Here is a 17,788-nt window from a genome sequence, read left to right as displayed (position 1 = left end):
TCCTTTTTGGTGCCTGGTTGAAGCCAGGCGGCAAAGAGACTATTTCGGTCCGATAAACAGGAAAGGGCAACGACCATGGAACGCATCACAATCGATATCGTCTCGGACGTCGTCTGCCCGTGGTGCTACCTCGGCAAGGCGCGGCTCGAACTGGCGATTGCCGAAGTGCAGGACGAAGTCGGTGTCGACATCAACTGGCGCCCTTACCGTCTCAATCCGGATTATCCGCCTGAAGGCGTCGACCAGAAGCAAAAGCTGGCTGAAAAGCTTGGCGGTGCAGACAAGGTGGCCAGCGCTCACGCGATGCTCACAGGTCTTGGCCGCGAGGTCGGAATTGCATTCAATTTCGATGCCATCACCATCGGCCCGAACACGCTCGATGCCCACAGACTGATCCACTGGGCTGTGACCGAAGATCGCGAACTCCAGAACCGGGTGGTCGAAGGCCTCTTCAAGGCGAATTTCGAAGAAGGCAGAAATGTCGGCAACCACGCCGTACTTCTCGACATCGCCGAAGCCGCCGGACTGGATCGCGCGGTCATCGAGGCCCTCCTCGCCTCCGATGCCGACAGCGACCTGATCGTCGCGGAAATCGAGTCGGCACGGCAGATGGGCGTCAACGGCGTGCCGTTCTTCATCTTCGACCAGCAATATGCAGTCAGCGGCGCCCAGACGCCGGATGTGATTGCCAACGCGCTCCGCGACATCGCCAAGACGAAGGGCGAGGCCCGCGCGGCGCTCAACTAGCGCAGCATTTCTCACATTTACCCTGTAAATCAGGCTGCGCGCTCCGTCAGGGCACGCAGCCTTTTATTTTGCCAGTTCCGCCAGCTGCGTCATGACTACGGCGGCGCCCGCCAAGCGCTTGGCTGGTGTTGGGAGGTCGCGGGTGAGGAAGACGCTGTGGTCTGGCCTGATCTTCGCCATTGAGCCCTGCCTGGCGATATAGCCGACGAGGGCTGCCGGATTCGGGAATTCCTTGTGGCGGAACTGCACGACGACACCCTTCGGCCCGGCATCGAGCTTCTCCACATGGGCAATGCGGCAGAGAGACTTGATGTAGACGATCTTCAGCAGGTGCTGCACCTCGATCGGCATGGGTCCGAAGCGGTCGATCATCTCGGCGCCGAAACCGTCGATTTCCTTGAGATCGGTGATCTCGCCGAGCCGGCGGTAGAGCGCCATGCGCAGGTGCAGGTCGGGCACATAGTCGTCGGGGATCATCACCGGCGTGCCCACCGAAATCTGCGGCGACCAACCGGTGTCCTGGATCTCGTCGACGCCCTTCACTTCGACCACGGCCTCTTCCAGCATCTGCTGGTAGAGTTCGAAGCCAACCTCCTTGATATGGCCAGACTGTTCCTCGCCCAGCAGATTGCCGGCGCCTCGGATGTCCAGATCGTGGCTGGCGAGCTGGAAGCCGGCGCCGAGGGTATCCAGCGACTGCAGCACCTTCAGGCGGCGCTCTGCCGTCGAGGTGAGCACCTTGTTGACGGGCAGCGTGAACAGCGCGAAAGCCCGCACCTTGGAACGTCCGACACGACCGCGCAGCTGGTAAAGCTGGGCAAGCCCGAACATGTCGGCGCGGTGGACGATCAGGGTGTTGGCAGTCGGCACGTCGAGGCCAGATTCGACGATGGTGGTCGACAGCAGCACATCGTAGCGGCCCTCGTAGAAGGCATTCATGATGTCTTCGAGCTCGCTCGCCGGCATCTGGCCGTGGGCAACGGCGACTTTCAGTTCCGGCAGATCCGATTGCAGGAAAGCGTGGATATCGGAAAGGTCGGCGAGCCGTGGGCAGACATAGAAACTCTGGCCCCCCCGATAATGCTCGCGCATCAGCGTTTCGCGGATCACCAGCGAATCGAAGGGCGAGATGAAGGTGCGCACCGCCATGCGGTCGACCGGTGGCGTCTTGATCAGGGAGAGCTCGCGCACACCCGTCATCGCCAGCTGCAGGGTGCGCGGGATCGGCGTCGCCGAGAGGGTGAGGACGTGGACGTCGCTCTTCAGCTCCTTCAGCCGCTCCTTGTGCTTGACGCCGAAATGCTGCTCTTCGTCGATGACCAGCAGGCCAAGATTGGCGAACTTGATACCGTTGCCGAGCAGCGCGTGCGTACCGACGACGATGTCGGTCTTGCCTTCGGCGACTTCCTTCTTGGTCAGTGCCAGTTCCTTTGCGCCAACCAGGCGCGAAGCCTGCTGAACCCGGATCGGCAGACCACGGAAACGCTCGGAAAACGTCTTGAAATGCTGGCGAGCCAGCAGCGTCGTCGGCACCACGATCGCCACCTGGGCGCCGTTCATCGCCGCGACGAAGGCGGCGCGCAACGCAACTTCCGTCTTGCCGAACCCGACGTCGCCGCAGACGAGGCGATCCATCGGCCGGCCGGCGGCGAGATCGTCACGCACGGCGTCGATGGCGTTCGCCTGATCCTCGGTCTCGTCGTAAGGGAAGCGAGCGGCGAACTCGTCGTAGATGCCATCGGGTGCGATCAGCGCCGGCGCATGGCGCGTCAGGCGTTCGGCCGCGATACGGATCAGGGATCCGGCCATATCCAGCAGCCGCTTCTTCAGCTTGGCCTTGCGCATCTGCCATGCACCGCCGCCGAGCCTGTCCAGCTGCGCGTCGCTGGTTTCCGAGCCGTAGCGCGACAGGAGGTCGATGTTTTCGACCGGCAGGAACAGCTTTGCGTCGTCGGCATAGAGCAGCTCGAGACAGGCATGCGGCGCGCCGGCAGCCTCGATGGTCCGGAGGCCGACGAAGCGGCCTATGCCGTGTTCGGCGTGGACGACGATGGAGCCTTCGTCGAGGCCTGCGACTTCGGAAATGAAGTTGGCGCCGCGCTTGCTGCGCTTGGAGCGGCGGACCATGCGGTCGCCGAGAATGTCCTGTTCACCGATGACGACCAGATTGCCGGTTTCGAAACCGCTTTCGAGGTTGAGCACGGCCGCTGCCGCCTCGCCCTTGGCCAGCGCATCGACATCCTTCATCGCCTCGATGGTCTTGACGCGTTGCAGGCCATGCTCGGCGAGCACCTGTAGCAGGCGCTCCAGCGAGCCTTCCGTCCAGGCGGTGACGAGTACCTTGCCACCGGCCGCACGACGATCTGCGATATGCTTGACGACGGCATCGAAGACGTTGACGCGCTCGGCATCGACCTGCTCGGTGGCACCGCGGGCCCAGCGCGGCCCCTGGCGCGCATCGACATTGACCACCATCCGGGTCGCGCCCTCGTGCTCGTTGAACGGCGACATCCGGATGGCGTTGAAGGCATCGAGCGTCGCGCCAAACATCTTGCCGTCGAGGTAAAGCTCGCCGGGGGCCACAGGCTTGTAGGGGGTGCCCTGCGTCATCGCGCCCTTGCGTTGCTCGCCGGACTGCTGGCGCGCCTCGTAATAGTCGCGGACGAGCTTCGAGCGCTCCTCTGCTGCTTCGCGCACCGTATGGTCGGTGATGAAGCGGAAGCCCTTCAGGTAGTCGAAGATCGTATCGAGCTTTTCATAGAAAAGCGGCAACCAGTGCTCCATGCCGGGATACCGCCGGCCTTCGGAGACGGCGACATACAGGGCGTCGTCGCGGGTGGCAGCGCCGAAGGTCGCCAGGTAATTGGTACGGAAGCGGCTGATCGTATCCGGCGTCAGCGTCACTTCGCTCATCGGATTGAGATCGAGCGAGCGCACCTGCCCGGTCGTCCGCTGGCTTGCCGGGTCGAAGCTGCGGATGCTCTCCAGCGTATCGCCGAAGAAATCGAGGCGCACGGGCTCTTCCGACCCGGGCACGAAGACATCGAGAATACCGCCGCGCACCGCGAATTCACCGACCTCGCGCACGGTCGCGACCCGGTCGAAACCGTTGCGCTCCAGGCGGCCGGCGATATCGTCCATGCGCAACTGGCTGCCGGGCTTTGCCGAGAAGGCCAGGCTTTCGATCACGTCCTGCGGGGCGACCTTCTGCAACAGGGCATTGACGGTGACGAGGACGATCGCCGAATGTGGCTTCTTGTGGTAGGCGATCAGCCCGCCAAGCGCCGCCAGCCGGCGTGCCGACGTGTCGGAACTCGGGGAAACGCGGTCATAGGGAAGGCAGTCCCAGGCCGGCAGGGTCAGCACCGGAATTTCAGGCGCAATGAACGACAGCATCTGCTCGATGTCAGCCATGCGCTGTCCGTCGGAAAGCACGTAGGCAACCGGTTCGCCGGACCGCGCCAATTCCGCGATGATAAAGGGATCGAGGCCGGCCGGAACGTTGCCGATCGTCAGCGGCACGGGCGCCGCTGCAAGTTTCCTGACGTCGATACCTGCAATCATTCCGCGACCCTGCGCAGGTCGGCGGTCATCTGTTCGAAATCCGGCGCGTAGGCGGCAATGCGGGTAAACAGCGGCGTCTGGAACCGCTCGGGTACGGGAAGCGTGCCGAGGATCCAGCGGTTCAGATCATTGTCTTCCTCATCCATGATGATCTCGAACTCGTCGAGCTCGGCCTCCGACAGTGTCGGCAGCTCTGCGTCCGCGAACTGGCCGAACACCAGATCCATTTCCCGGAGACCGCGATGCCAGCAACGAAACAGAATCCGCTTGCGGCGTGGATCGAGGAGCGCGCTGCTCAGTGTTACGCCTGTCATCTCACACACCTTCTTGTTGCTGCGTCTCTATAAAGCATCGCTTCGAAATGTGGGAACCGGTTTTTCGGAAAAAAGACGCTGCCGGGGATTTTTCCGGGGGCATGTCGAGAACTCTCGGCGGATCGCGTCATCCGGCCTTGCCAAAGCGGGGTCCGCCGTCGCATTTTGCCGCCATCATGCGCCCTGCCATTCTCGATCCGCTGTTTGCTTCCATTTCCTCGCTGCCGGGCGTCGGGCCAAAAGTGGCCGACCTGCTGGTAAAGCTGCTTGGCCGCGAAAATCTTGAGGACACCAGGGTCGTCGACCTGCTGTTCCATGCCCCCTCATCAATCGTCGACCGGCGCGAACAGCCGGGAATCGCACGGGCGCCGCAGGGGACCATCGTCACCATCACCGGCCGGGTCGACCGCCATCAGGCGCCGCCGCCGCGCACCAGCCAGCCGTACCGCGTGTTCCTGCACGACGAGACCGGCGAACTCGGCCTCGTCTTCTTCCGAGGCAAGGCACAGTGGCTGGAAAAGCAGCTACCGCTCGGCGAGACCGTCACCGTCAGCGGCAAGGTCGACTGGTTCAACGGCCGTCCGTCAATGGTGCATCCGGATTACATCGTCCGCGAAAGCGAAGGCGAGACTCTGCCCCTGGTGGAGCCCGTCTACCCGCTGACCGCCGGCCTGACGTTGCGCACCGTCCGCAAGGCGATCGAGGCGGCGCTGACGCGCATGCCGGATATGCCGGAATGGGACGACGCAGCGTTGGTGACGAAGCAGGGCTTTTCCGATTTCGCGACGAGCTTCCGAATGCTGCACGATCCGCGCGATGCGAAAGACATCGACCCGCAGGCACCTGCCCGCCGTCGCCTTGCCTATGACGAGTTCCTGGCCGGCCAGTTGTCTCTGGCACTTGTCCGCCAGCGGCTGCGTCGCGTGCCGGGCCAGCCCGTTCATGCGACTGGTAAGATCAGCAGCCGGATTCTTGGCGCGCTGCCTTTCTCGCTGACCGGCAGCCAGACGGCGGCAATCGCCGATGTCCTGAAGGACATGGCGGGCAGCGAGCGCATGCTGCGCCTGCTGCAGGGGGATGTAGGTGCCGGCAAGACGCTGGTAGCGTTGATGGCGATTGCCGCCGTGATCGAGAACGGCGGACAGGCGGTGCTGATGGCGCCAACGGAAATCCTCGCCCGCCAGCACTACAGCACGATCTCAAAATTCGCTGCCGTTGCAGGACTTTCTATCGAAGTCCTCACAGGCCGCACGAAGGGCAAGGAGCGTGACGGAATCCTTGAGCGCATTGCGTCCGGTCAGGCCCAGATCGTCATCGGCACCCATGCGCTGTTTCAGGACAGCGTCTCCTATGCAAACCTGATGCTGGCTGTCGTCGATGAGCAGCACCGGTTCGGCGTCCACCAGCGGCTGCGCCTGACGGCCAAGGGGATCTCACCGCATATGCTGGTGATGACGGCGACGCCGATCCCCAGAACGCTGGTGCTGGCCGCGTTCGGCGACATGGATGTCTCGAAGCTGACGGAAAAGCCGGCCGGCCGCAAGCCGATCCATACCGTGACCGTTCCCACGGAACGCGTCGGCGATATCGTCCAGCGGCTGCGCAGCGCCCTTGCCGATGGCAAGAAGGCCTACTGGATCTGCCCGCTGGTGGAAGAGTCCGAGCAATCCGACCTGATGTCCGTCGAGGAGCGCTTCGAGACGCTCGCCCAGTTCTTCGGGCCCAAGGTCGGGCTCATCCACGGGCGGATGAGCGGGCCGGAAAAGGATGCCACGATGCAGGCTTTCAAGAACGGCGAAACCAGGCTGCTGGTGGCGACCACTGTCGTGGAAGTCGGCGTCGACGTACCGGATGCGACGATCATGGTCATCGAGCGCGCCGAGCGCTTCGGGCTGGCGCAGTTGCACCAGTTGCGCGGTCGTGTCGGACGCGGTGACGAGGCGTCGAGCTGCATCCTTCTCTACAAGGGACCGCTCAGCGAAACCGGCCATGCGCGGCTATCGATCATGCGCGACACCGAGGACGGTTTTCGCATCGCCGAGGAAGACCTGAAATTGCGCGGCGAAGGCGAGCTTCTCGGCACCCGTCAGTCGGGCACCCCGGGCTTTCGCATCGCCAGCATCGAAGCCCATGCCGATCTTCTGGAAATTGCCCGGAAAGACGCCGCCTATCTCATTGAACGGGACGCAGATCTCGTCAGTGATCGCGGCCAGGCCGTCAGGACGCTGCTATATCTATTCCGGCGTGATGAGGCGATCCGCTTTCTCCGCGCGGGCTAGGCGCTTTGCCTTGTACGCCGTGTGGAGTTCCGAGGTGGGCAAAGCATCGACGTGATCCGGCGTCACCAGTCCACCCGAAATGAGCAGCCTCGCCCCGTCTTCCGGGCTCATGTCGAGAATGACGATTTTTTCGCGCGGCACGAACACCAGGAAGCCTGCGGTCGGAACTGGCGTCGGCGGCAGGAAGACACTAACCATATCCACGCCCATGGCGTTGAACTTGGATGCGATCTCGCCCTTTGCATCGGTTGCGACGAAGACAAGCGACCAGAGGCCGGGGCTCGGATATTCGATCAGCCCCACCTGCTTGAAAGAATTGCTCTTCTCCTTCAGCACCGTTTCGAAGATTTGCTTGAGGCTCTTGTAGATGGTGCGGACCAGCGGCACCCGACGCACCAAGGATTCACCAAACTGGACGATGCTTTGGCCGATGAGGTTCTTGCCGAGAAAGCCGATGATAGTGATGAAGATCATCGCCATGACAAGCCCGGTTCCGGGCACGGCGAAGTTAAGGTAGCTCTCGGGGTCGTAGCGGGCGGGAATGTAGGGTTCAACCCAACTGTCAGCCCAGTGGACGACGGACCAGGTCAGCCACAGCGTAATGGCGATCGGCGCGCAGATGATGAGCCCCGTCAGAAAATTGTTGCGGATGCGTGCCGCGACCGACAGTCTCGTCGTCGTCTTTTCGGGATTTTCCGCCATTTGTCGTTTCTGAACTCCGTTCAGCCTGCCGCGTCGTCAGCAAAATCCCCATTGCCGACAGAGTTGAAATTGCCAGAAGTTGCTGCGACGCACAACCCGCAGCAACGCTTGCCACCAACCCGTTAATGCATCAGGACGCAGCAATCGACAGCGTAGCGCCTCAAATCACTCAACCGTGACCGATTTCGCCAGATTGCGGGGCTGGTCGACGTCGGTGCCCATGAAGACTGCCGTGTGGTAGGCAAGCAGCTGGATCGGCATGGAGAAGATCATCGGCGCAATGATTTCGTCGACGACCGGCAGCACGATAGTCGCCATGGTCGGCAGGTTGGAGGCGGCAGCACCGGCCTCGTCGGTGATGAAGATGATGCGCCCGCCGCGTGCCGCAACCTCCTGCATGTTCGAAATGGTCTTCTCGAAGAAGCGGTCATAGGGCGCGATGACGATGACCGGCATGTTTTCGTCGATCAATGCGATCGGTCCGTGCTTGAGCTCGCCTGCCGCATAGCCTTCGGCGTGAATGTAGGAAATTTCTTTCAGCTTCAGCGCGCCTTCCATCGCCAGCGGGTAGCTGGTGCCGCGACCGAGATAGAGCACGTCCTTGAACTTGGCGATCTCGCGGGCAAGGCTTTCCATCTGCGGCTGGATCAGGTTAAGCACCCGGCTCATGATACGCGGCATCTCGGCCAGGTGGCGGACAAGGGTCACCTCCTCGTCGGCGCTGACAGTCCCGCGCGCGCGACCGGCTCCGATTGCGAGCGCTGCCAGGACGGCCAGCTGGCAGGTGAAGGCCTTCGTCGAAGCGACGCCGATCTCTGGGCCTGCCATGATCGGAAAGACGGCATCGGATTCACGGGCAATGGTCGATTCGCGAACGTTGACGATGGCGCCGATCTTCAGGCCGTTTTCCTTGCAGTAGCGGAGCGACGCCAGCGTATCTGCCGTCTCCCCGGACTGCGAGATGAACAGCGCTGCCTGGCTTGGCAAAATTGGCATCTCGCGGTATCGGAACTCGGATGCGACATCGATTTCGACTGGCAGGCGCGCATAGCGCTCGAACCAGTATTTGCCGATCAGACCCGCAAGAAATGCAGTGCCGCAGGCAGATACCGCAAGCCCGGTCACACCGCTGAAATCGATCGCCGACGCATTGGCATTGATGCGGTTGCTGGCAAAGTCGACATAATGGCCTAGCGCATGGGAGATGACTTCCGGCTGTTCATAGATTTCCTTTTCCATGAAATGCCGGTGATTTCCCTTGTCGACAACGAAGGCAGTTGCCTGAGAGATCTGCCGGGCACGCTGGACCGGCTTGCCGGCAAAATCGAATATCTCGGCAGCCTCGCGCGTCACGATGGCGAAGTCGCCGTCGACGAGATAGGCGATATCGTTGGTGAACGGCGACAGCGCGATGGCGTCCGAGCCGAGGAACATCTCGCCACGACCGTAGCCGATGGCCAGCGGCGGGCCCGAGCGGGCAGCCATCAGCACATCGGGATGATCCTTGAACATCACCACCAGCGCGTATGCGCCGGTGACGCGGTTGAGCATGCGGAGCATCGCTGCCTGCGGCTCAAGGCCCTCGCGGATCGACTTTGCCAGCAGATGGGCAACGACCTCGGTGTCGGTCTGGGTGGTAAAGACTGCGCCCTCGCCTTTCAGCTCTTCGCGCAACTCGGAAAAGTTCTCGATGATGCCGTTGTGGACAACAGCGACGCCATCGACGAAATGCGGATGGGCATTGGTTTCGTTCGGAACGCCGTGGGTCGCCCACCGCGTATGGGCAATGCCGATCGATCCGTCCAGCGGCTCGCGGTCGAGCAGGCTTTCGAGATTGAACAGCTTTCCTTCGGCGCGGCGGCGCTCGAGAATATCGTCATGGATGGTGGCGACGCCGGCCGAATCGTAGCCGCGATATTCGAGACGCTTCAGCGCATCGACCAAACGGCCGGCCACAGGCTTGGCTCCTACGATACCGACAATGCCGCACATGAACTTCTCCGTCTCAACTCTTCGATGCAACGACTTCTAGCGGTTCTTCGGCGTTACTCAATCGGGCCAGCGGTCACATTGAATTTCCGACCGTTACGCAGCCGATTTTCAGGATTTTGCCGACCTTGCCGCCTTCAGCGCGCGCGCCCGTTCGCGGATCAGCCGGGCACGTTCCGGCTTGATCTCCTGCCGCGCACGTCCAAGCGCCAGGGCGTCGGCCGGCACGTCGGCAGTGATCACGCTGCCGGATGCCACATAGGCGCCGTCGCCGATGGTGACCGGGGCGACGAGGGACGAGTTCGAGCCGATGAAGCTGCCGGCGCCGATGGTCGTGTGGTGCTTGTTGATGCCATCGTAATTGCAGGTCACGGTGCCGGCGCCGATGTTGCTGTCGGCCCCGATGGTGGCATCCCCGATATAGGTGAGATGGCTGACCTTGGCGCCCTCGCCGATCTTCGCGTTCTTGATCTCGACGAAATTGCCGACCTTGGCGCCTGTGGCCAGGTCGGCGCCGGGACGGAGGCGCGCAAACGGGCCAACAGTCGCGCCCTCGCTGATGCGAGCACCCTCGACATGGGAAAAGGCGTGGATCACCGCGCCACCCTCGACCACAGCGCCGGGGCCGAAAACGACATTCGGCTCGATCAGCGCATCGGGGCCGATGATAGTGTCGTAGGAGAGATAAACGGTCTCCGGGGCGATCATCGTCACACCCGACAGCATGACCTCGTATCGGCGTCGCTGTTGCCAGAGGCGCTCGATGACGGCCAGTTCAGCGCGATTGTTGCAACCGATGACCTCTGACTCGGGCGCATCGACAACAACCACGCGGCCGCCCTCGGAGCGGGCGATCTCGACGAGGTCGGTCAGATAATATTCGCCCTTGGCATTTTCGTTGGTGATACGCGACAACAGGTCCAGCGCCTTGGCACCGTTGATCGCCATCAAGCCGCTGTTGCACCAGGTCACGGCGCGCTCTTCATCGGTTGCGTCCTTCTCCTCGCGGATCGCGATCAGTTCGTCGTCCCTGACCAGAAGCCGTCCGTAACCGCTCGGCTTGTCCGTGTGAAAGCCGATCACGACGACATCGTTGCCGGCAGCAAGCCCTGCCCGCGCTGCCCGGAGCGGTCCATCGGTGATCAGCGGAACGTCGCCATAGGCAATCAGGATATCGTCGTAGCCGGATGCAATCGCCTCCTTCGCGGCCAACACGGCGTGGCCGGTTCCGCGTCGCTCCTTCTGGAGGAAAGCCTGGATCTCCATGCCGTCGCGCCGGGCTGCCCGGGTGACAGCCTCGGCATCACGCCCTACGACCAGCGCTGTCGCTGCAATATCGGTTCTGGCGATGGCCTCCATCACATGCGCGATCATCGGGCGACCAGCGATGGGATGCAGCACCTTCGACATCGACGACTTCATACGGGTGCTGTCGCCGGCAGCGAGAATGACGGCAAGGCAAGTGCGTTCCATGGCGAGCTCCGGCGACTGGATCTTGTGCGGTCAACACCGCTTGGGCGTCTCATAGCAGCTAGACCGGAGCGGCACCAAGAGCAAAAAGCGATGGCCGATCATGGTTTGCTCAGTGCCTCGAAAGCCTCCAGCACATGGCCGCGACCATCGAGAATCACATATTCCATAGCCGCGCGGGCAGCCTTCACATCGCGGGCGCCGATGGCGTCGACGATCTGCATGTGGGTGACTGAAATGTTGCTGAAGCCCTCGCTCGAAGGCGGCGTGCTCATGCGGAACATTCCGACCAGCGCCGCCTCGATCAGGCTTCCGAGCGTCCGCATGAAGGGGTTGTGAGAGATATCGGCGATGGCCATGTGGAACTTGAGGTCGGCGACGGCGAGACTGTCTCTCGTGTGGTTCGTGGCCGCCATCTCGGTTGCCAGCAGCCGCAGATCCTCGATCTCCGACTCGATGGCGCGCTCGGCAACCAGACCTGCAGCAAAAGGTTCAAAAGCAAGCCGTATGTCATAGAGATGCAACAGAAATTCACGATTGACGCCGCTGTCGAAATGCCAGGTCAGCACCTCGCTGTCGAACATGTTCCAGTGGATTTTTTCGGTGACCTTCGTGCCCACGCGGGCACGCGGCACGACCAGCCCCTTGGCCGCCAGGGTCTTCATGCTCTCTCGCAGCACGGTGCGCGATACCTTGAAGCGCTGGAGCAGATCGCCATCGCCGGGCAGGATCTCGCCGACGGCAAAGGAGCCGCTGACGATGGCCTTGCCGAGATCGTCGACGACCTGGGAATGGCTGTTCCGCGATTTGCCGTTCGGCTGTTGTCTGTCGATCAAACGGCTGCGCAACTTGTTATCCTCTCAAGCAAAACGCCGGTTATAGCGTGACAGCAGGAGCAGGCCCTTTTGCAGCAGGATGAAGGCAAAAAGCAGAAAGCCGATAAGGATCTTGGTCCACCAGCTCGACAGCGTACCGTCGAAGGTGATGTAGGTCTGGATGAGGCCCTGTATCAGGATGCCGATCAGCGTGCCTCCGACAAAGCCGGCGCCGCCCGTGAGCAGCGTGCCGCCGATCACCACGGCCGCAATAGCATCGAGCTCCACCCCGACCGTTGCCAGAGAATAGCCGGCTGAGGTGTAGAGCGAGAAGACTATCCCGGAGAGACCTGCCAGGAAACCGGAAAGCGCGTAGATCAGGATGGTCGTGCGTGCCACCGGAACGCCCATCAGCGCTGCCGTCTGCACTCCGCCGCCAAGCGCATAGACGTTTGCGCCGAAACGCGTGCGGTGGGCAAGCAGCATGCCGACGGCAAAGACGACGAGCATAATGAAACCGATGCATGTCAACCTGCCGCCGCCGGGCAGAAGCAGATAGAAATCGCTGAGCTGGGTGTAGAAGTCGTTGTTGATCGGAATGCTGTCGATCGAAACCACGAAGGCGATGCCGCGGGCAAGAAACATGCCGGCAAGCGTGACGATGAAGGGCGGCATTTGCAGATAGTGGATGGTCGCCCCCATCGCAGCGCCGAAGGTGCTGGTGATGACGAGCACAATTGCGAATGCGACGAGCGGATGGATCGACGTATCGCGCAACACGACCGCCAGAAACACGCCGGTAAAGGCGATCACCGAGCCGATCGACAGATCGATGCCGCCGGAGAGAATGACGAAGGTCATGCCGACGGCCGCGATACCGAGGAAGGCGTTGTCGGTGAACAGGTTGCCGACGACCCGGGTCGAGAGGAAGGTCGGATACTGGACCGCGCACAGCGCGTAGGCGAGGATGAAGATGATGATGGTGGCCAGTAAGGGCAGGTATTTGGAGTTCACTTGGCCGGCTCCCTCTGGCTATCGGGCTTGGGCATTTCGACCTGTCGCTCCGGGCGACGGCTGAAGAAAATACCGACGGATTTCAGGGCTGGCGACTGGATGACGAGGATGACGATCACGATGACCGCCTTGATCACCAGATTGAACTCCGGCGGAAAACCCGACAGCAGGATGCCGGTATTGACGGACTGGATGATCATCGCGCCCAGCAACGAGCCGACGATACTGAACCGGCCGCCGAGCAGCGAGTTTCCACCGACGACCACAGCAAGGATCGCATCGAGCTCCAGCCAGAGGCCCGCATTATTCGCATCGGCGCCTTTGATGTCCGCAGCGACGACGACGCCTGCGACCGAGGCGCATAGGCCGCTCAGTGCATAGACAGCCATCAGCAGCACCGGTGTCTGGATGCCCGACAGCGTGCTCGCCCGCCTGTTGATGCCGATGGCTTCGACCAGCATGCCGAGCGCGGTCCGTCGCACCAACAGCGTGATGGCGATGCCGGCGACGATCCAGATGACGACCGGCATCGGCAGGGCTGCAATCGAGCCGCTGCCAAAAAAGATCAGCCCGTCATTGTTGAAGGTCATTATGACGCCTTCGGTCACCAACTGGGCGATGCCGCGACCTGCCACCATCAGCACCAGGGTAGCGATGATCGGCTGTATGTCGAGGACTGCGACGAGGAAGCCGTTCCAGACGCCGCAGAGCAGGCCTGTACCCAGCGCCAGCACCAGGGTGTAGCCGACCGAATTGCCCGAGACGATCGAGGATGCCGCAACAGCGCCGCAGATGGCGATGACAGCACCGACCGACAAATCGATTCCCTTGGTGGCGATCACCAGCGTCATTCCAATTGCCAGCAGCGCCACCGGCGCGCCGCGATTGAGGACGTCGATCAGGCTCCCGTAAAGTCTCTCATTCTGAATTTCCAGATGAAAGAACTGCGGGAACATGATGAAATTCAAAAGAAGAATGAGAGCGAGTGCGATCAGCTGCGGAGCCAGCCTGATCAGCAGTGGCTTGAATGCGGAAGTCATGCATCCACCTTTTTGCTGGATGTGCCGGCAATTGCCTCGACGATGCGGTTGGCCGAAATTTCGGCGCCGGTCAGTTCGGCGATGTGTTCGCGGTCGCGCAAGACGACGACGCGCGAGCTATATGCGACGAGTTCGTCGAGTTCGGACGAGATGACGATCAGCGACATGCCCTGGGCGCAGAGATCCTCGATGAGATGGATGATCTCGGCATGCGCGCCCACATCGATGCCGCGCGTCGGCTCGTCGAGTATGAGGAAGCTCGGGTTGGTCGCCAGCCAGCGGGCAAGGATGGCCTTCTGCTGGTTGCCGCCGGACAAAAGCCGGATCGGTTTTTCGCGGTCGGTCGTGCGGATATCGAGGGCCTTGATGTAGCGGTCGGCGATGGCGTTCTGTTCGCTCCGTGCAAGCGGCCGCGCCCAGCCGCGGCGTGCCTGCAGCGCCACGACGATATTTTCGCGGATCGACAGGTCGCCGATGATGCCGTCGGTCTTGCGGTCTTCCGGGCAAAAGCCGAAGCCGCTCTTGATGGCAGCGCGTGGTGTGGACAGTGCCAGGGGCTTGCCGTCTGCCTTCGCCTCGCCGCTGTCGGCTCGGACGACGCCGAACATGACCTCCGCCGTCTCCGTCCGGCCAGAGCCGAGCAGGCCGGCAACGCCGACCACTTCGCCGGCGCGAACATCGAGATCGAACGGCATGATTTTGCCGCGCTTGCCGAAATTCCTGAACTGGAACTTGACCGGCCCGGCAGCGTCCTGATCCACCCGGACGGTAGCCTCGGCTGCGGCCAGCTCACGGCCAAGCATCATCTCGATCAGCGCCTGCCGCTCCAGTCCCTCGCGGTCGCGCGTTCCGACCAGCTTGCCGTTGCGAAGAACAGTGATACGGTCGCTGATCTCGAAAACCTGCTCGAGAAAATGCGTAATGAATATAATGCCTAGGCCGCGAGCCCTCAGGTTCTTGATGATGCCAAAAAGCATCGCGACTTCCTGCGCGTCGAGGCTGGCGGTCGGCTCGTCGAGGATCAGCACCTTGCCGGAGAGATCGACGGCACGGGCGATGGCGATGACCTGCTGGATGGCGACGGAGAAGCGGTCGAGCTGGCGGCCGACATCGAGATCGATGCCGTATTGCGCCAGCAGCGTACGGGCCTGCTCGTTCATCTTGCGGGTGCTGACCATGCCGAACTTGCGCGGTTGACGCCCTAAAAACAGGTTCTCGGCGACGCTCAGGTTGGGCAGCAGGTTGACTTCCTGATAAACGGTTCCGATCCCGAGCATTTGCGCCGACAGCGTGTCGTGCGGCTGAATTTCAGCGCCATCGAGAACGAGGGTGCCGGCATCGGGACGGTAAGCGCCGGTCATGCATTTGATCAACGTCGATTTGCCTGCGCCGTTTTCGCCAAGCAGCGCATGCACTTCGCCGCGTCGTAATGTGAAATTGACGTGATCGAGGGCGGTTGAGCCAGGGAAATATTTGCAGAAATCGGTGGCCGCGAGAATGTTCTCGAAATCGTGAGCCATGGAAGGATATGTTTCCTGATATTGAGCGTTCAGGCCACGGCGGCGGACATGATGTCCGATACGATGCCAAGGCTGTTCCGCACCGGCCCATGATGGGCCGGTGCGGTTCTATAGTTCAAATCAGTAGCCGAGGCCCTTTTTGGCTTCGTAGACCTTCTGCGGGTCGTCAGCCTGCGTGTAGAGCTTGGAGTCCGTCTGGATCCACTTCTTAGGCTCTTTCTTGTCCTTCAGGTAGGCTTCGAGAGCGTCGAAGGCTGGTCCCGCCATGTTCGGCGTCAGCTCGACCGTGGCATTGGCTTCGCCGGCTGCCATTGCCTTGAACAGATCCGGCACCGAGTCGATCGAAACTGTGAGGATGTCCTTGCCTGGCTTCAGGCCGGCTTCCTTGATGGCCTGGATAGCGCCGACAGCCATGTCGTCGTTATGTGCGTAGACGGCGCAGATGTCCTTGCCGCCATTTTCGGCCTTCAGGAAGCTTTCCATGACTTCCTTGCCCTTGGAACGGGTAAAGTCGCCAGTCTGGCTGCGAACGATCTTGAGGTTGTCATGGCCGGCAATGGCTTGCTCGAAGCCCTTCTTGCGGGCGATGGCAGGCGATGAACCTGTGGTGCCCTGAAGCTCGACGATATCGCACTTCTTCGTGCCGACCGTCTTTACCAGCCAGTCGCCGGCAACCTTGCCTTCGTAGACCTGGTCGGAGGTAACGGCAGTCAGGTAAAGGTCCTTCGGTGCGTCAATGTCGCGGTCGAGCAGGATGACCGGGATCTTGGCTTCCTTGGCTTCCTTCAGGACAGCGTCCCAGCCTGTTGCAACGATCGGTGCGATCAGGATGGCATCGACGCCCTGGGCGATGAAGGAACGGATGGCCTTGATCTGGTTTTCCTGCTTCTGCTGCGCATCGGCGAACTTCAGATCGATGCCGCGCTTCTTGGCTTCGTTCTTCGTCAGCGTCGTCTCGGCGGCGCGCCAGCCCGATTCGGAGCCGATCTGCGAGAAGCCCACAACCAATGGCTTGGCGTAGGCCGAATTAAACATGCAGGCAGCAAGAATCGTTGCACTCGCGAGTGCGGTCTTCAATCTCATGATTTCCTCCCATTGGGCCGCCTCCACGCGGCCAACGTCAAAAAATCATATAGTAATACTTTTGTAAATGCGGATAGTGTGACGCACTGCAGCAAAAAGGGCGCCAAATCGGCGCCCTTTCTGTTAGTTCATTGGAATATACTGTTCACTTCGGCAGTTTATCATCAACGCCTTCGACGTAAAAGTTCATGCCCAGCAGTGTGCCGTCGTCGGCCTTCTCGCCAGCCTTGAGCCAAGGCGTACCGTCCTGCTTGTTGATCGGGCCGGTGAACGGTGCAAGCTCGCCGGACTTGATCTTGGCTTCGGTGTCTTCGGCCATCTTCTTCACGTCATCCGGCATGTTGGTGTAGGGCGCCATGGTGAGGTTGCCGGCCTTCAGTCCGTCGAAGGACTGCTCGGACTTCCAGGTGCCGTCCATCAGCGCCTTGACGCGCTTGATGTAGTACGGACCCCAGGTGTCTTCGATCGCCGTCAGCTGTACCTTGGGGCCGGCCTTGATCATGTCCGAGGACTGACCGAAAGCATAGACGCCGCGCTGTTCGGCGACCTGCATTGGTGCCGTGGTATCGGTATGCTGGGTCAGCACGTCGACGCCCTGGTCGATCAGCGCCTTCGCCGCATCGGCTTCCTTGCCCGGGTCGAACCAGGTGTTGATCCAGATGACCTTCATCTTGAAGTTCGGGTTGACCGACTTGGCGCCCTGCTCGAAGGCGTTGATGCCCATGACGACTTCCGGAACCGGGAAGGTCGCGATGTATCCGGCGATACCCTTCTTCGACATCTTGCCGGCGATCTGGCCGTTAATGTAGCGGCCTTCGTAGAAGCGCGAATTGTAGGTGGCAAGGTTGTCGGCAGTCTTGAATCCGGTCGCGTGTTCAAACTTGACCTTCGGGAACTTCTTGGCAACTGCAACCGTCGAATCCATGAAACCGAACGACGTCGTGAAGACGATCGAGCAATTCGAACGGGCCATGCGCTCGATGGCGCGCTCGGAGTCCGGGCCTTCGGCAACGTTTTCGAGGTAGGCGGTTTCGACTTTGCTGCCGAATTCCTTTTCGACCGCAAGGCGGCCCATGTCGTGGGCCTGCGACCAGCCGCCGTCGGTGTGGGAACCGACATAGACGAAGCAGACCTTGGTCTTGCCAGCCGCTTCGGCCGACGAGCCGAAACCGATGATCACGGCGGCGGTTGCTGCCAGTGCAATTGCAATTTTTTTCATAAGAACCCCTGTTGTTTGTAAAGTTGGCGAGA

At 61.5% G+C, this 17,788-nt stretch carries 13 protein-coding genes; 2 read left to right on the top strand and 11 right to left on the bottom strand.

Annotated elements, in window-relative coordinates; all coding sequences use genetic code 11:
• The first annotated feature begins 75 nt into the window (after window positions 1-75).
• A complete protein-coding gene (locus J5289_RS10555; protein WP_209183704.1) occupies window positions 76-747 on the top strand; it encodes a DsbA family oxidoreductase in 672 nt (223 codons plus the stop codon).
• Between the two features lie 63 nt (window positions 748-810).
• Here the strand turns inward: J5289_RS10555 and mfd are convergent, their stop codons facing one another.
• A complete protein-coding gene (gene mfd / locus J5289_RS10550) occupies window positions 811-4,311 on the bottom strand; it encodes a transcription-repair coupling factor (RefSeq protein WP_209187455.1) in 3,501 nt (1,166 codons plus the stop codon).
• Window positions 4,308-4,625 carry a succinate dehydrogenase assembly factor 2 gene (locus J5289_RS10545; protein ID WP_209183702.1) on the bottom strand — a complete coding sequence of 106 codons (318 nt, stop codon included), beginning with the start codon at window positions 4,623-4,625 and terminating at the stop codon, window positions 4,308-4,310. The genes mfd and J5289_RS10545 overlap by 4 nt, the downstream gene beginning before the upstream one ends.
• A gap of 176 nt (window positions 4,626-4,801) precedes the next feature.
• On the opposite strand from J5289_RS10545, the gene recG reads away from it, so the two are divergent.
• The gene (gene recG / locus J5289_RS10540) at window positions 4,802-6,904 is read left to right on the top strand and encodes an ATP-dependent DNA helicase RecG (RefSeq protein ID WP_209187504.1); all 2,103 of its coding nucleotides are present in this window, start codon (window positions 4,802-4,804) and stop codon (window positions 6,902-6,904) included.
• Here recG and J5289_RS10535 read toward each other — a convergent pair.
• The 9 genes from J5289_RS10535 to J5289_RS10495 form a co-directional block, all read right to left on the bottom strand.
• On the bottom strand, window positions 6,860-7,606 hold the full coding sequence (locus J5289_RS10535; RefSeq protein WP_142822627.1) for a DUF502 domain-containing protein: 747 nt from the start codon (window positions 7,604-7,606) through the stop codon (window positions 6,860-6,862). The two genes, recG and J5289_RS10535, sit on opposite strands and share 45 nt — an antisense overlap.
• Before the next feature lie 165 nt (window positions 7,607-7,771).
• The gene (gene glmS, locus J5289_RS10530; protein WP_209183701.1) at window positions 7,772-9,598 is read right to left on the bottom strand and encodes a glutamine--fructose-6-phosphate transaminase (isomerizing); all 1,827 of its coding nucleotides are present in this window, start codon (window positions 9,596-9,598) and stop codon (window positions 7,772-7,774) included.
• Window positions 9,599-9,706: 108 nt separating this feature from the next.
• Window positions 9,707-11,068, bottom strand: a complete 1,362-nt coding sequence (gene glmU / locus J5289_RS10525; protein ID WP_209183700.1) for a bifunctional UDP-N-acetylglucosamine diphosphorylase/glucosamine-1-phosphate N-acetyltransferase GlmU — start codon at window positions 11,066-11,068, stop codon at window positions 9,707-9,709.
• A gap of 98 nt (window positions 11,069-11,166) precedes the next feature.
• Window positions 11,167-11,913, bottom strand: coding sequence for a FadR/GntR family transcriptional regulator (locus J5289_RS10520; RefSeq protein WP_209183699.1), 747 nt, complete (start codon window positions 11,911-11,913; stop codon window positions 11,167-11,169).
• Between the two features lie 12 nt (window positions 11,914-11,925).
• Window positions 11,926-12,894 (bottom strand): galactofuranose ABC transporter, permease protein YjfF, encoded by a 969-nt coding sequence (yjfF, locus tag J5289_RS10515; protein WP_209206565.1) that lies wholly within the window; start codon window positions 12,892-12,894, stop codon window positions 11,926-11,928.
• Window positions 12,891-13,934 carry an ABC transporter permease gene (locus J5289_RS10510; RefSeq protein ID WP_209183697.1) on the bottom strand — a complete coding sequence of 348 codons (1,044 nt, stop codon included), beginning with the start codon at window positions 13,932-13,934 and terminating at the stop codon, window positions 12,891-12,893. The genes yjfF and J5289_RS10510 overlap by 4 nt, the downstream gene beginning before the upstream one ends.
• Window positions 13,931-15,454, bottom strand: coding sequence for a galactofuranose ABC transporter, ATP-binding protein YtfR (ytfR, locus tag J5289_RS10505; protein ID WP_209183696.1), 1,524 nt, complete (start codon window positions 15,452-15,454; stop codon window positions 13,931-13,933). Before ytfR ends, J5289_RS10510 begins: the two co-directional genes overlap by 4 nt.
• A gap of 120 nt (window positions 15,455-15,574) precedes the next feature.
• Window positions 15,575-16,537, bottom strand: a complete 963-nt coding sequence (ytfQ, locus tag J5289_RS10500; RefSeq protein ID WP_142822615.1) for a galactofuranose ABC transporter, galactofuranose-binding protein YtfQ — start codon at window positions 16,535-16,537, stop codon at window positions 15,575-15,577.
• Between the two features lie 145 nt (window positions 16,538-16,682).
• Window positions 16,683-17,756, bottom strand: coding sequence for a BMP family ABC transporter substrate-binding protein (locus tag J5289_RS10495; protein ID WP_209183695.1), 1,074 nt, complete (start codon window positions 17,754-17,756; stop codon window positions 16,683-16,685).
• Between the last annotated feature and the right edge of the window lie 32 nt (window positions 17,757-17,788).

The organism is Rhizobium sp. B230/85 (assembly GCF_019355735.1).
In the GTDB taxonomy this organism is placed as follows: domain Bacteria; phylum Pseudomonadota; class Alphaproteobacteria; order Rhizobiales; family Rhizobiaceae; genus Rhizobium; species Rhizobium rhododendri.
Note: the sequence above shows the minus strand (reverse complement) of the source record. Positions and strands in the feature narration are given on the sequence as shown.